This is a genomic window from Plasticicumulans sp., assembly GCF_035331805.1.
Classification (GTDB): Bacteria; Pseudomonadota; Gammaproteobacteria; order Competibacterales; family Competibacteraceae; genus Plasticicumulans.
In genome coordinates this window covers 1-15,910 of sequence record NZ_DAOLKE010000053.1, presented here as the reverse complement: position 1 = coordinate 15,910, position 15,910 = coordinate 1, and the positions used below count along the sequence as shown (strand labels likewise).

17 protein-coding genes are annotated in these 15,910 nt (G+C 70.4%); 7 read left to right on the top strand and 10 right to left on the bottom strand.

The window, feature by feature from the left end:
- The 3 genes from PKE44_RS06110 to PKE44_RS06100 form a co-directional block, all read left to right on the top strand.
- The coding region (locus PKE44_RS06110; RefSeq protein WP_324549093.1) for a YdbH domain-containing protein at positions 1–784 on the top strand (784 nt) is incomplete at its 5' end.
- Positions 781–1,053 (top strand): YnbE family lipoprotein, encoded by a 273-nt coding sequence (locus tag PKE44_RS06105; protein WP_324549090.1) that lies wholly within the window; start codon positions 781–783, stop codon positions 1,051–1,053. The genes PKE44_RS06110 and PKE44_RS06105, both read left to right, overlap by 4 nt.
- Positions 1,050–1,394, top strand: a complete 345-nt coding sequence (locus PKE44_RS06100; protein ID WP_324549088.1) for a YdbL family protein — start codon at positions 1,050–1,052, stop codon at positions 1,392–1,394. Before PKE44_RS06105 ends, PKE44_RS06100 begins: the two co-directional genes overlap by 4 nt.
- Here PKE44_RS06100 and PKE44_RS06095 read toward each other — a convergent pair.
- Positions 1,391–2,806: an exopolysaccharide biosynthesis polyprenyl glycosylphosphotransferase gene (locus PKE44_RS06095; RefSeq protein WP_324549086.1), complete on the bottom strand. Its 1,416-nt coding sequence runs from the start codon at positions 2,804–2,806 to the stop codon at positions 1,391–1,393. The genes PKE44_RS06100 and PKE44_RS06095 overlap by 4 nt on opposite strands.
- Before the next feature lie 60 nt (positions 2,807–2,866).
- On the bottom strand, positions 2,867–4,249 hold the full coding sequence (locus tag PKE44_RS06090) for an undecaprenyl-phosphate glucose phosphotransferase (protein ID WP_324549084.1): 1,383 nt from the start codon (positions 4,247–4,249) through the stop codon (positions 2,867–2,869).
- Between the two features lie 395 nt (positions 4,250–4,644).
- Here PKE44_RS06090 and PKE44_RS06085 point away from each other — a divergent pair, with 395 nt between their 5' ends.
- The 3 genes from PKE44_RS06085 to PKE44_RS06075 all read left to right on the top strand — a co-directional run bounded on the left by PKE44_RS06085 (position 4,645) and on the right by PKE44_RS06075 (position 8,933).
- Positions 4,645–6,813: a malate synthase G gene (locus PKE44_RS06085; RefSeq protein WP_324549082.1), complete on the top strand. Its 2,169-nt coding sequence runs from the start codon at positions 4,645–4,647 to the stop codon at positions 6,811–6,813.
- Positions 6,814–7,012: 199 nt separating this feature from the next.
- Positions 7,013–8,083, top strand: coding sequence for a DUF2333 family protein (locus tag PKE44_RS06080; protein ID WP_324549080.1), 1,071 nt, complete (start codon positions 7,013–7,015; stop codon positions 8,081–8,083).
- A 97-nt stretch (positions 8,084–8,180) separates the two neighbouring features.
- Positions 8,181–8,933 carry a metal-dependent hydrolase gene (locus tag PKE44_RS06075; RefSeq protein ID WP_324549078.1) on the top strand — a complete coding sequence of 251 codons (753 nt, stop codon included), beginning with the start codon at positions 8,181–8,183 and terminating at the stop codon, positions 8,931–8,933.
- A gap of 2 nt (positions 8,934–8,935) precedes the next feature.
- On the opposite strand, the gene PKE44_RS06070 is transcribed toward PKE44_RS06075, so the two are convergent.
- From PKE44_RS06070 to PKE44_RS06055, 4 genes are all read right to left on the bottom strand, one after another.
- The gene (locus tag PKE44_RS06070) at positions 8,936–9,163 is read right to left on the bottom strand and encodes a DUF2970 domain-containing protein (RefSeq protein ID WP_324549076.1); all 228 of its coding nucleotides are present in this window, start codon (positions 9,161–9,163) and stop codon (positions 8,936–8,938) included.
- A 5-nt stretch (positions 9,164–9,168) separates the two neighbouring features.
- Positions 9,169–10,071: an NAD(P)-dependent oxidoreductase gene (locus tag PKE44_RS06065; RefSeq protein ID WP_324549074.1), complete on the bottom strand. Its 903-nt coding sequence runs from the start codon at positions 10,069–10,071 to the stop codon at positions 9,169–9,171.
- A 130-nt stretch (positions 10,072–10,201) separates the two neighbouring features.
- A complete protein-coding gene (locus PKE44_RS06060; RefSeq protein ID WP_324549072.1) occupies positions 10,202–10,612 on the bottom strand; it encodes a hypothetical protein in 411 nt (136 codons plus the stop codon).
- Between the two features lie 192 nt (positions 10,613–10,804).
- Positions 10,805–12,397 carry a peptide chain release factor 3 gene (locus PKE44_RS06055; protein ID WP_324549069.1) on the bottom strand — a complete coding sequence of 531 codons (1,593 nt, stop codon included), beginning with the start codon at positions 12,395–12,397 and terminating at the stop codon, positions 10,805–10,807.
- Positions 12,398–12,584: 187 nt separating this feature from the next.
- Here PKE44_RS06055 and PKE44_RS06050 point away from each other — a divergent pair, with 187 nt between their 5' ends.
- Positions 12,585–13,544, top strand: a complete 960-nt coding sequence (locus tag PKE44_RS06050) for a serine hydrolase (RefSeq protein ID WP_324549067.1) — start codon at positions 12,585–12,587, stop codon at positions 13,542–13,544.
- 13 nt (positions 13,545–13,557) lie between these two features.
- Here PKE44_RS06050 and PKE44_RS06045 read toward each other — a convergent pair whose 3' ends face one another.
- The 4 genes from PKE44_RS06045 to PKE44_RS06030 all read right to left on the bottom strand — a co-directional run.
- On the bottom strand, positions 13,558–14,205 hold the full coding sequence (locus PKE44_RS06045; protein ID WP_324549065.1) for a CoA pyrophosphatase: 648 nt from the start codon (positions 14,203–14,205) through the stop codon (positions 13,558–13,560).
- 92 nt (positions 14,206–14,297) lie between these two features.
- Entirely contained in the window at positions 14,298–15,077 is a 780-nt protein-coding gene (locus tag PKE44_RS06040; protein ID WP_324549063.1) for a TatD family hydrolase, read from the bottom strand.
- A 46-nt stretch (positions 15,078–15,123) separates the two neighbouring features.
- Positions 15,124–15,492, bottom strand: coding sequence for a PilZ domain-containing protein (locus tag PKE44_RS06035; RefSeq protein ID WP_324549061.1), 369 nt, complete (start codon positions 15,490–15,492; stop codon positions 15,124–15,126).
- 10 nt (positions 15,493–15,502) lie between these two features.
- Positions 15,503–15,910 (bottom strand): DNA polymerase III subunit delta' C-terminal domain-containing protein (locus PKE44_RS06030; RefSeq protein ID WP_324549059.1); only part of this gene is annotated, 408 nt, incomplete at its 5' end.

The following is a 15,910-nucleotide window of genomic DNA, read 5'->3' as shown; positions in this document are numbered from 1 at the left end:
CTGGGGCGGCGGCGCGGCCGCGAGGAGCGGGGGCGAGCTGCGCATCGACGGCCTGGAGCTGCGCTTCGGCGGCGTGCGCGCCCGCGGCATCGACGGCGTGCTGCGTGCCGACCGGCTGTGGCCGCTGCGCATCCCGGCCGGCCAGCCCCTGAGGATCGCCCGGCTCGACGCCGGTCTGCCGTTCGAGGACGGGCGGGTCGAATTCACGCTCGACGACACGCAGCTGCGCGTGCGTCAGGCCGGCTTCACGCTGGCCGGCGGCCGGCTGGAGCTGGCACCGCTGCGCCTCGACGGCCCGGCGCCCCGCCCGCTCGCCGCCAGCGCCCGCGGGCTCGATCTGAGCCGGCTGCTCGCAATCGTGCCGGTCGATGGCCTGGGCGGCACCGGCACGCTGAACGGAAGCCTCGCGGCCCGGCTCGAAGCCGATGGCCTCCATGACGTGCAGGCACAGTTCGCGAGCGATGGCTCCGGTACGCTGCACTACACGCCATCGACGCCGCCAGCCGCGCTCGCCGATGGCCAGGCCGGCTTCGTGCTCGATGTGCTGCGCGATTTCCGCTACGAATCCCTGAGCCTGACGCTGGCCGGGGAGCGGGCGGAATCGCTGGCCGCCGGCCTGAACGTGCGGGGAGCCAATCCGCAGGCCTACGGCGGCCATCCGGTGGCCCTGAACCTGAACCTCAGCGGCGCGCTGGCAGGTCTGCTGCAGCAGGGCCTGGACAGCTACCGGCTGCCCGAAACCGTGCGCCGGCGCCTCGAATCATCCGACCGGGAGAACCCATGATCCTGCGCAACCCCGTGTTTCCTTCGAGCCCGTGCCGGCACCGGCCGCCGATCGTCGCGATCGTGGCGCTGCTGGCGATCGGTGCGGCCTGCACGCCGACCGTGAAGGTCGAGGCACCGGACAAGCCGATCGAGATCAACCTGAACGTGCACATCCAGCAGGATGTGCGCGTGAAGCTCGATCGCGATCTCGACACCGCCTTCGGCGATCACCCGGAGCTGTTCGGGCCGGCCGCGAAGGCGCGCAAACCGCAGGAGTCCCGTCCATGAGCCCCGTCCACCGCCGCCGGCTGCTGCCCGTCACCGCCCTCTGCGTGCTGCTGGCCGCCGGCAGCCCGCCGGTCCTGGCCGAACCGCTGGCCGATGCCCTCGCGGCCGGCCGGGTCGGCGAGCGGCCCGACGGACTGATCGGCGCGGTCACGCCGGATGCCGGCGCGCGCGCGCTGGTCGAGCGTGTCAACGCCGAGCGCATGGCCCGTTACCGCGACATCGCCGAGCGCAACGGCCGCCCGCTCGCCGAAGTGCAGGCGCTCGCCGGCCGCCGGCTGACGGCCGGCGCGGCTGACGGACAGTACGTGATGGACGCAGCCGGCCGCTGGCAGCGGCGTTAGTGGCGGATCTGCTGGGCGGCTGCCTTGCGCAGCCCCCCGAGCACGCGCCCGGCCATTTGCCAGACCGTCAGCAGCACGATGCGCAGGTCGAGTTCCAGCGACCAGTTCTCGATGTATTCGAGATCGAGCGCCAGACGCCGCTCCATGTCCTCGATCGATTCGATGCGCTGGTCGTGGCCATGGATCTGCGCCCAGCCGGTCAGCCCCGGCTTGACCTTGAAACGGCTCATGTAGCCGTCGACCCGTGCCTTGTACTGGGCGTTGTAGGCGGCGGCGTGCGGACACGGCCCGACGATGGCCATGCTGCCGTCGAGCACGTTCAGCAGCTGCGGCAGGCCTTCGAGACCGGTGTGGCGCAGGAACACGCCGAAGCGCGTGAAGCGGTTGCGGCCGGCGTGCGGCACCGCGCAGCGGAACTTCCAGGCGCGGAACGGCCGGCCGTCATAGCCGAGGCGTACCGGCCGGAAGAACAGCGGCCCCGGCGTGGTCAGGTAGACCCCGAGTGCGATCACGAGCAGCAGCGGTGCAGCGAGGATCAGGCAGGCGCCGGCGAGCGTGCGGTCCTCGATGGCCTTCAGCAGGCGGTTGCGGCCGCTCATCGGCGTCGAGGACAGGTTGATGACCGGCAGACCTGCAACCTCGCCGAGCGAATGGTTCAGCAGCCGGAAGCTGGAGATGTCCGGCACCAGCCGGATGTCGGCCGTGCAGTGGCGCAGGCTCCAGAGGATCGAGCGCAGCCTGGCCTCGGCCCGGAAGGGCAGCGCGATCCAGACCTCGTCGGCATTGCCGTCCTCGACGAAGCCCGCCAGCCGCTCGGTCGGGCCCAGGCAGCGCTGCACGGCCGCTGCGCTGATCCGGCCGTCATCGCCGTCGCGTTCATCGAACCAGCCGACGAATTCGAAGCCGGCCCAGCGTGCGGTGGCGAGCTGCTCGATGATCTGCAATCCGAAGCCGCCGTTGGTGACCAGCACCACGCGGCGCACGTCGCGACCACCGGTATGGACGTAGCGCTGCGCGCGACGCATCAGCACCCGCCAGCCGGCCAGCCCGGCCGTGCCGAACAGCGCCCAGTACAGCAGCCAGTGCCGGCCGTATTCGTCCGGCTCGCCGGTCAGTTCGAGCACCGGCACCAGCAGCAGCACGGCCAGCAGCCAGGCACCGAGCACGGCCTCCAGCTCGCTGCGCAGCGGCGTGCCGCGCCAGCTGCGGTACACCGCCCAGTGCGCAGAGCAGATGCCGGTCAGCAGCAGCCCGATCAGGGCGGCACGCAGGAAATCCCCTTCGAACCAGCCGGTGCTGCCGGTCTCCAGCCACCAGCCGGCAAAGCTGCTCGCCACGATCGTGGCGATATCGAGGCTGCGCGCCAGCAGGCCGCGCATGACCGAAGATTCGGCGACGAGGGCGCGCTTCATGCGATGCCCCGTACTCCCATCGCCTCGCCGATCCATGCCGCAGCGCAGGTGGTGGACGGTTCAATAGGCATTCGGATTCACGAACCCCTTGAAGATGGTCTGCAGGATGATCTTCAGGTCCAGGCCGAGTGACCAGTTCTCGATGTATTCGAGATCGCTCTCGACGCGCAGCTTCATCTTGTCGACCGTATCGGTCTCGCCGCGGTAGCCACGGACCTGCGCGAGCCCGGTGATGCCGGGCTTGACCTTGTGCCGGCGCATGTAGCTGTCGACGAGTTCCTTGTATTCCTGGTTGTGCGCGACCGCGTGCGGACGCGGGCCGACGATCGACATGCTGCCGTCGAGCACGTTGAAGAACTGCGGCAGCTCGTCGAGGCTGGTGCGGCGCAGGAAGGCACCGAACGGCGTGATCCGCGAATCGCCGCGCGTCGCCTGCGTGACCTGGCCGCCGTGCTCCTGATGCACCTTCATGCTGCGGAACTTCCAGACCCGGAACGGCCGGCCGTCGTAGCCGAGCCGCTCCTGACGGAAGAACACCGGCCCCGGCGACGACAGCTTGATGCCGATCGCGATCGCGATCATCAGCGGCGCGATCATCAGCAGGATCGCCAGCGAGATCATGCGATCCTCCAGCGCCTTGATGACGCGGTTGAAGCCGACCATCGGCGTCGAGGACAGGTTGATGACCGGGATGCCGGCGACGGTGCCCATCGAATGGTTCAGCAGCTGCAGGCCGAGGATGTCGGGCACCATGCGGATGTCGGCGGTCGCGTGACGCAGCGTCTCGAGGATCTCGCGCACGCGCTCCTCGGCCCGGAACGGCAGCGTGATCCAGACCTGATCGGCGTGCCCCCCCTCGACGTAGGCCGCCAGTTCGTCGATGCGTCCGATTCTCGGCACGCCGGCGATCTCGCCGACGCGCTCGATCGGCCGGTCATCGAAATAGCCGACCACGCGCAGTCCGGTCCAGCGCGCCTCGCACAGCCGGCGGATGACGCTGACGCCGAGTTCACCGGCCACGACCACGACCACCCGGCGCGTGTTGTGACCGCTGCTGCGCAGCCGGCGCAGCACCTGGCGCAGGCAGCCGCGCAGCAGTGTCAGCAGGCAGCAGCCGAGCACGAACCACAGCATCAGCCAGAGGCGCGGAAACGGCGCTTCGTCGCGGCCCGTGGTGAGGGCCAGCGCACCGATCGTGATCAGGAAGGTCAGGCACCAGGCCCACAGCAGCGTGCGCAGCTCGCCGTTCAGGGTTTCGCCACGCCAGGCCCGGTAGACGCTGCAGCGCCCGAAGACGCCGATGCTGACCAGCAGTGCGATGATCATCGCCCGCTGGAAGGGACCCGGCATCACGGCCGCATCGAAGCGCAGCATGAAGGCCAGCCAGCCGGCCATGGCAATTGCAAGCCAGTCGAGCGTGCGCAGCACCGCTTCGACAACCACCGAATGTTCTTGAAGAATGCCCTTCACGAGTCCTGAGTCCCACATGCAATCCGGACCATCCGGAATAAGGCGAGGCGAGGCAATGCGCGCGGGCCCGCCTTGCCGCTCCCTGGCCTGCTCGCACATCACCCCTGCAGAAAGCCGTCGTTGGCCCCGACGACACTTGCTCCCCACATGAAGGCGCGCATCGTACCAGAGCCACCCCGCATTACCGGGGATGCCTGTGACAGGCTTTTTAAATCTGCCTGACCACTGCACCGCTGCATCCGGGGCCGGACGGCAGCGGACATTGCGCATTGCACAAGCCGTTACGGCCGGCGAAAATGCCCGGCCTCGCCGTCGTGCCCTCCGTATGCACGACCGCAGCCCTGCCCTCAATCCGGAGACGAACCTACATGACTGAGCGCGTTGCCATCGGCGGCCTGCAGGTTGCCAAGCCCCTGCACGACCTCGTCCAGAACACGCTGCTGCCCGGCACCGGCCTCGAGGCCGCAGGCTGGTGGACGGCGCTGGAAGCCATCGTCACGGATCTGGCCCCGCGCAACCGCGAACTGCTGGCGAAGCGCGATGCGCTGCAGGCGCAGATCGATGCCTGGCACGTCGCGCGTCGCGGCCAGCCGCACGATCACGCCGCCTATGTCGCCTTCCTGCGCGAGATCGGCTACCTGCTGCCCGAAGGCCCCGACTTCCAGGTCTCGACCGACAATGTCGACCCGGAGATCGCCTCGGTTGCCGGCCCGCAGCTGGTGGTGCCGGTCAACAACGCCCGCTACGCGCTCAATGCCGCCAACGCCCGCTGGGGCTCGCTGTACGACGCGCTGTACGGCACCGACGTGCTGCCCGAGGACGGCGGCGCCGAGAAGGGCAAGGGCTACAACCCGGCGCGCGGCGACAAGGTCATCGCCTACGCTGCCGGCTTCCTCGACCAGGCCGTGCCGCTTGCAAGCGGCAAGCACGCCGAGGTCACCGAATACCTGCGCGACGGCGCGACGCTGGTCGCGCAGCTTGCCGATGGCACGAAGACCGCCCTGGCCGATCCTTCGGCCTTCGTCGGCTACATCGAGACCGACGGCGCGCTGAAGACCTTCCTGCTGCGCCACCACGGCCTGCACGTCGAGGTCCAGCTCGATCGCAAGCACCCGGTCGGTGCGCAGAGCCGCGCCGGCGTCAAGGATGTCGTGCTCGAATCGGCGCTGACGACCATCCAGGACTGCGAGGACTCGGTCGCCGCCGTCGACGGCGAGGACAAGGCGCTGGTCTACTCGAACTGGTTCGGGCTGATCACCGGTTCGCTGACCGCCGAGTTCGACAAGGGCGGCAAAAGCGTCGAGCGTGCGCTGAACGAGGACCGCGCCTACACCGCCCCCGACGGCTCGACGCTGACGCTGCCGGGCCGCGCGCTGCTGCTGGTGCGCAACGTCGGCCACCTGATGACCAACCCGGCGGTGCTCTTCGGCGCCGGGGCGGCCGAGATTCCCGAGGGCATCCTCGATGCGCTCGTCACCGCGACCATCTCGTACCGCGACCTGAAGGGCCTCAACCGCCTGAAGAACTCGCGCCGCGGCAGCATGTACATCGTCAAGCCGAAGATGCACGGCCCCGAGGAGGTCGCGTTCGCCGTCGAGCTGTTCGGGCGCGTCGAGGATGCGCTCGGCCTGGCCCGCAACTCGCTGAAGATCGGCATCATGGACGAGGAACGGCGCACCACCGTCAACCTCAAGGAATGCATCCGCGCCGCCCGCGAGCGCGTGATCTTCATCAACACCGGCTTCCTCGACCGCACCGGCGACGAGATCCACACCTCGATGGAGATGGGTCCGGTGATCCGCAAGGGCGACATCAAGAACGCCGCCTGGATCAAGGCCTACGAGGACTGGAACGTCGACATCGGCCTCGCCTGCGGCCTGCGCGGCCGCGCGCAGATCGGCAAGGGCATGTGGGCGATGCCCGACGAGATGAAGGCGATGGTCGCGACCAAGCAGATGCATCCGCTCGCCGGTGCCAACACCGCCTGGGTGCCCTCGCCGACCGCCGCGACGCTGCACGCGATGCACTACCACCAGGTCGATGTCGCCGCGCGTCAGGCCGAACTGGCGAGCCGCCCGCGTGCGAGCCTCGATGCGATCCTGACGCCGCCGGTCACGGCCGAGGCGAACTGGTCGGCCGCCGAGCTGCAGCAGGAACTCGACAACAACGCCCAGGGCATCCTCGGCTACGTCGTGCGCTGGATCGACCAGGGCGTCGGCTGCTCGAAGGTGCCGGACATCAATGATGTCGGCCTGATGGAGGACCGCGCGACGCTGCGCATCTCCAGCCAGCACATCGCCAGCTGGCTGCACCACGGCGTCGTCGGCCGCGAGCAGGTGATGGAGACCTTCCGGCGCATGGCGCTGGTCGTCGACCGCCAGAACGCCGGCGACCCGCTGTACCGGCCGATGGCGCCGGCCTACGACGGCATCGCCTTCCAGGCCGCGCTCGATCTGGTGTTCCTCGGCCGCGAGACACCGAACGGCTACACCGAGCCGCACCTGCACAAGCGCCGGCGCGAGCTGAAGGGCAGCTGAGCCCGGCGACGCCCCGCCTGCACGACGCTCCCGCACGCCCGGCCGCGGCTCCCGCCCGGCCGGGCTATCTTTTTCGTCGACGCCGGCCTGCGCGCCGGCCCATCCCGAAGCGGCCGGACCGCCCGGCACCAGAAACTCCCGAGCTGCCGACGCGGTCGCAACGGCTGCGACAAGAACGCACAAGGCAGGGAACTCATCCATGAGCAAGACCGATTCCTACGACGGCAAGCCACGCTCGCTGCTGTCGGTGCTGATCCACGCCTACCACCCGCGCACCTGGCGCGAGCGGGGCATCCTGTACGCCGCCGGCGTGCTGCTGGCGACCTACGTCATCATCGTCGGCGTGCTGTGGCTGATCTGGGACAGCAAGCCGTCGCTGTTCGAACCGCGCGAGATCGCGCTGGCGATGGCCGGCGGCGACGAGAAGAAGCTCGTCGCCGGCTACGTGACCACGGCAACCGTGATCCAGGTCGCCGACACGCTGCTTGAGAAGCCCGGTGGTTATCTCAGCAACGACCGCATGCCGCCGGGCGTGTTCATGGATAACGTGCCGAACTGGGAGTTCGGCGTGCTGACCGCGATCCGCGACATCTCGCGTTCGCTGCGCAACGACTTCAGCCGCGCGCAGACGCAGTCGCGCGAGGATGTCGACCTGCAGGTGGCCGAGCCGAAGTTCAACTTCGACAACAACTCCTGGCTGCTGCCGCCGTCGGAATCCGAGTACCGCGACGGCATCCGGGCGCTGCGCCGCTACCTCGACCGGCTCGCCGACGAACGTCGCGACGACGGCCAGTTCTTCACGCGCGCCGACAATCTGCGCGACTACTTCTCGGTGGTCGAGAAGCGCCTCGGCTCGCTGTCGCAGCGGCTGTCGGCCAGCGTCGGGCACATCCGCGTCAACACCAACCTCGCCGGCGACCCGAACGCCCGCCAGTCGACGCCGACGCCGCAGGAGCAGCTGATCAAGACCAGCTGGCTGGAGATCGATGACCACTTCTACGAGGCGCGCGGCTACTGCTGGGCGATGATCGAATTCCTGCGCGCGATCGAGATCGACTTCAAGGACGTGCTCGCCAACAAGAACGCCCAGGTCTCGCTGCGCCAGATCATCCACGAGCTCGAAGCCACGCAGGAGCCGGTGTGGTCGCCGGTGATCCTGAACGGCTCGGGCTTTGCGCTGTTCGCCAACCACTCGCTGGTCATGGCCTCGTACATCGCCCGCGCCAACGCCGCGCTGATCGACCTGCGCAACCTGCTGCAGCAGGGCTGACGCGACGGTTTCATCCCGACCCACTGCCGAAAACCGCCGGGCGCGGACCGCGAGGTCCGCGCCCGCTGCCTTGCCGGCCTGCGAGGAATCACTGAAATTGGCCGACTTCCGCACCCACCTGATCGTCGGCACCGCTGCAAGCGGCATCGGCGCCGGCGCGCTGCTCAGCATCGGCCTGCTGTCGGCGGCCCACGCACCGGCCTGCTTCGCGCTCGGTGCGATCGGCGCGCTGCTGCCGGATGTCGATCTCGATCATTCGATCCCGGCGCGCGTGGCCTTCAGCCTGGTCGCGCTGGCCGGCGCCTTCGCGCTGGTGCTGGCGCTGGCGCCGCGCTGGTCACTGGCCGAGCTGGCGCTGGCCGGTGCCGCTGCCTGGCTCGTGCTGCGCCATGGCGTGTTCGGGGCGATCAACCGCTGGACCGTGCATCGCGGCCTCGTGCATTCGCTGCCGGCCGCAGCGGCCTTCGCGCTCGCGACCGTGCTGGCCGCGCAGCGCCTGTACGGCCTGCCGGTCGAAGCGGCCTGGCTGGCCGGGGGCTTCCTCGGCGCGGGCTTCGTCGTGCATCTGCTGCTCGACGAGATCTACAGCGTCGATCTGCTCGGCCGGCGCCTGAAACGCTCGTTCGGCACGGCGCTGAGCTTCGGCGATCCGCGCAACCTCCCCGGCACGCTGGCGCTGTACGCGCTGGCCGGCGGCCTGTACTGGCTCTGCCCGCCGGCCGGCGGACTCGGTCAGCGCCTGCTCGATGCCGGGCTGTACCGCCAGCTCGGCGCCCGGCTGCTGCCGGCGCACGGCTGGTTCGAAGGTCTGCCGGGGCTGGCGCTCGAGGGCCTGCGCCGGCTGCTGTAGCCTCAGGCGCCGGCCAGACCGAGCGCGAGCCGCACCAGCCCGATCAGCAGCAGCACGAACAGCACGGTCGCGATCACGCCGATCAGCACGAACTGCCCGGGCCGCCCGCGCGCGAAGTCGCGCCGGCGGTTGGCTTCCTTCTGCACGCCGAGCAGCGCCCACAGCGCGCTCGCCGCCAGTTCGTGCAGGCGCAGCGGCCGCCCGGTCGGGGTTTCGTCGTCGCGGGACATCGGCCTCAGCCCTCGCCACCGGTGGTGGCGGTGCGCGTGTAGTGGCGATACAGCGCGCTGTGATCGAGCCCGCCGTCGCCGGCGGCGATGCACTCGGCGTACAGCCGGCGGTTCAGTTCCGTCGCCGGCAGCTCCAGCCCGACGGCCCCGGCGAGTTCCAGCGCCTGCAGCAGATCCTTGTGCTGGGTGCTGACGCGCCCGCCCGCCGTGAAGTCACCGTCGATCATGCGCAGGCCGTGCAGTTCGAGGATGCGTGAATCCGCAAAGCCACCGACGAGGGCTGCGCGCACGCGCGCCGGATCGGCGCCGGCGCGCCCGGCGAGCGCGAGCGCCTCGGCGACGGCGCCGATGGTCAGCCCGACGATCATCTGGTTGACGGTCTTGGCGATCTGGCCGCAGCCGCTCGGGCCGACGTGCGTGAGCCGGGCACCGAGCCGTTCGAGCAGCGGCCGGGCCCGTTCGAGCGCCTCGATGCTGCCGCCGGCCATGATGCTGAGCGTCGCCGCCTCGGCCCCGACCACGCCGCCCGAGACCGGCGCATCCAGCCACTCGCCACCCGCCTCGGCGACGCGCGCCGCGAACTCGCGCGTCGCGAGCGGCGAGGTCGAACCCATGTCGATGACCAGCGCGCCGGGGCGCAGGCCGGCGAGCACGCCGTCGGGACCTTCGAGCACCGCGTCGACCGCCGGCGTGTCGGTCAGCATCAGGATCACGAAATCGCCGGCCGCAGCCGCCGTGCCGGCGCTGTCGGCGGTGCGCAGGCCCTTGGCGGCCAGCGCCTCGACCGGCGCGCGCGAGCGGTTGTGGACGGTGACGGTCGCACCTGCGCAATGCAGGTTCAGCGCCATCGGTCGCCCCATCAGGCCGAGGCCGATGAAGCCGACGGCATAGCCGGTGAGGTCGTTCATGCTGCAGCCTCCTGCGCGCGTGGCTGACGAGGCGTGCAGCATGCCACCGGGACGGCGCGCGGGGAAACGTGCGTCGCAGCAGCCGGGTGGCGGAGTCCGGGCAGGGGAAGGAAGCGCTTGTGCGGGCTCTTCAGTGCAGCCACGACCGGCTTGCGGCCAGCACGCCGGGCACCACCTGCGGCCGGTGCGTGCCGAGCCACTGCAGCGCGAGCTGCGGATCGATGCTGCCGTCGATCGTGATGTCGTGCTCGGCGTCGAGCCAGTCACCGAACTGCCGGAACCAGCGGCGCAGCTCGGCGTCGCCGGCGTGGGCCAGACATTGCACGGCGCGCATGATGCTGCGACCGCTCCAGCGGGCACGCGCAAGCAGCGCCAGCTCGGATTCGGAGGCCATGGCCAGGAACGGCCGCGGATCGAAGATGACGGCGATGCTCTGCTCGCCGTCCATGACGCTCGCCTCGACCCAGGCGGTGGCCGGCAGCGGCCAGACGTTCATCGGTTCGATCTGCGGATTGCCTGCGCATGCGTGCGGGGTGTTCATGATGTCGCTCTCTCTCCCTTGCCCGGTTTGCCGGTGCCGTGCGATCAGGAAGAGCAAGAGCGATGCCACCGGCGACGCAGCCGCTGCCGCCCCGCCTTTTGCCGCTGCGTGCGCGCAGACTGCAGCCGCGCCTGCCGGAGACGGGCTCCGGCGTTTGCAATTTGCAAGGCGGGCTGCAGCCGGGCTGCGGGATCAGCGCGCCGCGTGATCGCGCGTCGCCGAGAACTTCACCGCCGGCCAGCGTTCCTGCGTCAGCTGCAGGTTCACGCGCGTCGGCGCGATGTAGACCAGCTCGCCGTGGTGATCGAGCGCGAGGTTGTCCGCGCACTTGTTGCGGAATTCCTCGAAGCGCTTCGCGTCGGTGCAGCTGACCCAGCGCGCGGTGGCGACCGAAACGTTCTCGAACAGGCAGTCGACGCCGTACTCGCTCTTCAGCCGGTAGGCGGCCACGTCGAACTGCAGCACGCCGACCGCACCGAGGATCAGGTCGTTCGAGTGCAGCGGCTTGAACAGCTGCGTCGCGCCTTCCTCGCAGAGCTGCTCCAGCCCCTTCTGCAGCTGCTTCATCTTCAGCGGATCGCGCAGGCGCGCGCGCCGGAACAGCTCCGGCGCGAAGTCCGGCACGCCGGTGTAGGCGAGCTTCTCGCCCTCGGTGAAGGTGTCGCCGATGCGGATCGTGCCGTGGTTGTGCAGGCCGATGATGTCGCCCGGCCAGGCGGCATCGACGTGCTCGCGCTCGCTGGCCATGAAGGTCAGCGCATCGCTGATCTTGACCTCGCGGCCGAGGCGCACATGCTGCGCCTTCATGCCGGCGCGCCAGACGCCCGAGCACACGCGCAGGAAGGCGATGCGGTCGCGGTGCTGCGGGTCCATGTTCGCCTGGATCTTGAACACGAAGCCGGTGAAGGCCGGCTCGTGCGGCGCGACCGTACGCGCATCGGCGGCACGCGGGCGCGGCCCCGGCGCGTGGGTGACGAAGCCGTCGAGCATCTCCTGCACGCCGAAGTTGCTGATCGCCGAGCCGAAGAACACCGGCGTCTGCCGCCCGGCGAGGTATTCGCCGTGATCGAACGGATCGGCCGCGCCCTGCACGAGTTCGATCTCCTCGCGCAGCGCGTCGATGACCTCGGGGCCGAGCGCGGCGGCGGCCTCGTCGGAACCGAGCCCCGGGATGATCGCGCCCTCGTTGACGCGGCCGTCCTTCGAGGGCTGGTACAGGTGCACGAAGTCTTCGAGCAGGTGATAGACGCCCTTCAGTTCGCGGCCCATGCCGATCGGCCAGGTCACCGGCGCGCAGCGGATCTTCAGGACCTTCTCGACCTCGTCGAGCAGTTCGAGCGGCTCGCGGCCCTCGCGGTCGAGCTTGTTGATGAAGGTCAGGATCGGCGTGTCGCGCAGCCGGCAGACATCCATCAGCTTGATCGTGCGCTCCTCGACGCCCTTGGCGCAGTCGATGACCATCAGCGCCGAGTCGACCGCGGTCAGCGTCCGGTAGGTGTCCTCGGAGAAGTCCTCGTGGCCGGGGGTGTCGAGCAGGTTGACGATGCGCCCGCGATACGGGAACTGCATCACCGACGAGGTCACCGAGATGCCGCGCTGCTTTTCGAGCTCCATCCAGTCGGAGGTCGCGTGGCGGGCGGCCTTGCGGCCCTTGACCGAGCCGGCGAGCTGGATCGCGCCGCCGAACAGCAGCAGCTTCTCGGTCAGCGTGGTCTTGCCGGCGTCGGGGTGGGAGATGATCGCGAAGGTGCGCCGCCGGTTCATCTCGTCGAGGAAGTCGTTCATCGCGCCCTGCGCTGTGCGTCGTTCGGGGACCATGGATGCCGGCGGACAGCCCGTCCGGCGCCGAAAAAGACCGCGGAGTCTACCGCAGCCCCGCCGGCCCGGCACCGGCGACCGCCGCATCCGGGGTGACGCTGCCGGAGCATCTGGCCATACTGCCGGGGTCATTCCGCCGCACACCCGTCCCGCCATGTCCGAGCCTGATCCGATCCGCCGCCGCCTGCTCGCGGCCGTTGCGGCCCTGCCCGTGCTGCTCGCCCCGCTGCCGGCCGCAGCCGCCGGCAGCAGCAAGCCGCAAGCCGCAAGAGGTGCCGCGCCACGCCGCAGCGCCCGCCCTGCACCGTCCGCCCGGCCGCCGCGTACGCCGGCACCGCTGCTGAACACGCTGGTCGGCGCCCGCATCGAGGCCTTGCGCGGCCGCGGCCTGCTCGATCGCAGCGAGACGGTCGCCTTTTACGTGCAGGACCTGCTGTCCGGCCGCGTGCTGCTGTCGATCAACGGCTCGGCGGCGATGCAGGCGGCGAGCATGGTCAAGCCCTACGTCGCCGCCGCGTTCTTCGCCGAGGTGCAGGCCGGGCGGCTGCGCTACGACCGCTCGCAGCAGGCGCTGATGGAAGCGATGATCGTGCACAGCGACAACGCCGCGACCAATCACTTCATCCGCGCGCTCGGCGGGCCGGCGCGCGTGGTCGCGGCGCTGCGCCGCGTCGCGCCCGGCATCGCCAGCGGTGCGAACATCAACGAGTACATCCCGGCCGGCGGCCGCACCTACCGCAACCGCATCGCCTGCACCACGCACGCGCGCTTCCTCGGCGAGCTCTGGAGCCTGCGTCTGCCGGGCGCGCGCGAGCTGCTGCGCGTGATGGGCCTGCCGAATCGTGACCGCATCTGCAGCGGCGCACCCGGCATCCCGCCCGGCACCGGCATCCACGACAAGACCGGCACGACGGCGCTGCTCTGCGGTGACATGGGCATCGTCGTCGCGCGCACGCAGGCCGGCGGCCAGTGGCCGTACGCGTTCATCGGCATCGTGCAGCGGCGCACGCCGAGTGCGAGCTACGGACGCTTCATGCACACGCGCGGCGACGCGATCCGCGACATCTCGGGCCTGGTCTATCGCGAGCTGCGCCCGCACTACGGGCTGGCCTGAAGCCGGCCCCGGATCAGTCGTCCGGGGCGAGCTTGTGCGCGAGGTTGACGAGCATCGCCGCGGTCGCGCCCCAGATGTAGCGATCCTGGTAGGGCAGCACGTAGAACTGCCGCTCGCGGCCATCGACGAGGCGGCTGCCGCGCGTGTGGTTGCCGGCGTCGAGCACGAAGGCGAGCGGCACCTCGAAAGCCTCGGCGACCTCGAAGGCGTCGAGGCTCAGCGCGAAGCCCGGCTCGACGAAGGCGACGACCGGCGTCACCAGAAAGCCGGTGACGGTCTGGTACAGGTCGAGGAAGCCGACCACCTCGACGTGCCGGCGCGCCAGACCGATCTCTTCCTCGGCCTCGCGCAGCGCCGTGTCCACCGGCCCGGCATCCTCGGCTTCGCTGCGTCCGCCCGGGAAGCTGATCTGGCCGGGGTGGTTCAGCAGGTGCTCGGTGCGCTGCGTCAGCAGCACGCTCGGCCCCTCGGCGCGCAGCACGATCGGCACCAGCACCGCCGCCGGCGTCAGCACGCGCTCGGGGCGCGGCAGGCCGGCGACCGCGTGGTCGCCGCCGAGGCTCGCCGGATCGGGGGCAAGCGCCAGCCGCGTGCGGATGCGCGCGAGCAGCCCGGAGCCGGAAATTCCGGCGTTCGTGCCGCCGTTCGTGTCAGCGGTCATCTCGGCAATCATGAAGCGGGGCTCTCCGTCAATGCGCGTCAGAACCGCGGCAGCGAGCATGGAGTTTACCGCTTCATGACAGCGCCGGGCGTTCAGCGCACGGCATCGCGAAACAGCCTGAAAAAATTGCCGGTCGTCGTCGCCGCCAGCTGCTCGAAGGGTTCGCCGCGCAGCTTTGCGACGAAGGCCGCGACCTCGCGCACCCAGGCCGGGTGATTGCTGCGGCCGCGGTGCGGCACCGGTGCCAGATACGGCGAGTCGGTCTCGACCAGCATGCGTTCGGCGGGCAGCCGGCGCGCGACTTCCTGAATCTGCGCGGCGCTTTTAAAGGTGACGATGCCCGAGAACGACACATGGAAGTTCAGATCGACGGCGCGCGCCGCCATGTCCCAGTCCTCGGTGAAACAATGCAGCACGCCGCCGACCTCGGCCGCGCCCTCTTCGGCGAGGATCGCCAGCGTGTCGGCGCGCGCCTCGCGCGTGTGCACGATCAGCGGCTTGCCGGTCTCGCGGGCGGCGCGCACGTGGGTGCGGAACCACGCGCGCTGCAGATCGCCGCGTTCGGCGCCGTAGTGGTAGTCGAGGCCGGTCTCGCCGATGGCGACCACGCGCGCCGTGGTGCGCGCCAGCCGCACGAGTTCGGCGACCTGCGGCTCGCGCCCGTCCTCGCTCGGGTGTACGCCGACCGACAGCGAGACGTTCGCAAACGGTGCGACCTGCTCGACCATCGCCGGCCAGGTCTCCAGCGCGATGCCGACGCAGAGCAGGTGCCCGACGCCGGCCGCAGCGGCGGCATCGAGCACGCCGGCCAGTTCGCCGCCGAACGGGCGCAGGTCGACGCGATCGAGGTGACAGTGGGAATCGACGAGCATGTGCGGTCTCCGGCGCCGCTGCCGGGCCGCGGGTGCCCGTCAGCGATCACAGCGTGTAGGTGGTGCGGTCCGAAGTCAGGATGCCGGCCAGGTAGGTCTCGATCTTCTTCAGCACGGTCGGCGCCTCCATGCCGGCGAACTGCACGCCGATGCCGGCCGGCCGGCCGCCGATCGCGGTCTTCGGCGTCAGCCAGACGACCTTGCCGGTCACCGGATAGCGCGTCGGCTCGTCCATGAGGGTCAGCAGCAGGAAGACATCGTCGCCGAGTTCGAAGGGCTTGTCGGTCGGAATGAACAGGCCGCCGTGCTTCAGGAACGGCATGAAGCACTGCAGCAGCTGGTTGCGGTCGCGCAGCGCGATCGACATCACGCCCTGCTTGGAGGCGGCCGCGGCATTGCCGCGTGTCGGTTCCATTCCCATCGGGTCAGCCCCTGCGGGCGGCGGCGCCGGCCCAGTCGATGAAGAAGTCCTCGAACGCGAGCTGCGCGTTCAGCGGCGTGGCAAGCCGCGCGCGCAGCGCGAGCACCGCGTCCCAGCGCAGGACCAGCCACTGCGGCGCGACGCGGGCGGCCAGCGTCGCGAGCGGGGCCGCGTAGTCGGGGTTCGTCAGCGGCGCGCTGCCGGCGGCCATGGTAAGGCGCAGCAGATCATGGTGCCAGCCGGCCAGCCAGCCGGCGACCTCGGCCGGTGCGCCGCCGGCGAGGAAGCGCTCGGCGGCGCGCACCGCATCGAGCTTGCCGGCGGCCAGATCGAGGAAGGCCCGAAACAGCTCGCGCCGCCGCTCCAGCGCCCCGGCGAGCGCCAGCGCCCGCAGCGGGCTGCCGGCGGCGAG

Bases quoted from the DNA above. Each gene is read 5' to 3' on its own strand.
- PKE44_RS06040 (WP_324549063.1), bottom strand. From the start codon at position 15,077: ATGCTCGTCGATTCCCACTGTCACCTCGATCGCGTCGACCTGCGCCCG.
- PKE44_RS06095 (WP_324549086.1), bottom strand. From the start codon at position 2,806: ATGAAGCGCGCCCTCGTCGCCGAATCTTCGGTCATGCGCGGCCTGCTG.
- PKE44_RS06085 (WP_324549082.1), top strand. From the start codon at position 4,645: ATGACTGAGCGCGTTGCCATCGGCGGCCTGCAGGTTGCCAAGCCCCTG.
- PKE44_RS06055 (WP_324549069.1), bottom strand. From the start codon at position 12,397: ATGAACGACTTCCTCGACGAGATGAACCGGCGGCGCACCTTCGCGATC.
- PKE44_RS06060 (WP_324549072.1), bottom strand. From the start codon at position 10,612: ATGAACACCCCGCACGCATGCGCAGGCAATCCGCAGATCGAACCGATG.
- PKE44_RS06035 (WP_324549061.1), bottom strand. From the start codon at position 15,492: ATGGAACCGACACGCGGCAATGCCGCGGCCGCCTCCAAGCAGGGCGTG.
- PKE44_RS06105 (WP_324549090.1), top strand. From the start codon at position 781: ATGATCCTGCGCAACCCCGTGTTTCCTTCGAGCCCGTGCCGGCACCGG.
- PKE44_RS06065 (WP_324549074.1), bottom strand. From the start codon at position 10,071: ATGAACGACCTCACCGGCTATGCCGTCGGCTTCATCGGCCTCGGCCTG.
- PKE44_RS06080 (WP_324549080.1), top strand. From the start codon at position 7,013: ATGAGCAAGACCGATTCCTACGACGGCAAGCCACGCTCGCTGCTGTCG.
- PKE44_RS06045 (WP_324549065.1), bottom strand. From the start codon at position 14,205: ATGACCGCTGACACGAACGGCGGCACGAACGCCGGAATTTCCGGCTCC.
- PKE44_RS06050 (WP_324549067.1), top strand. From the start codon at position 12,585: ATGTCCGAGCCTGATCCGATCCGCCGCCGCCTGCTCGCGGCCGTTGCG.
- PKE44_RS06100 (WP_324549088.1), top strand. From the start codon at position 1,050: ATGAGCCCCGTCCACCGCCGCCGGCTGCTGCCCGTCACCGCCCTCTGC.
- PKE44_RS06070 (WP_324549076.1), bottom strand. From the start codon at position 9,163: ATGTCCCGCGACGACGAAACCCCGACCGGGCGGCCGCTGCGCCTGCAC.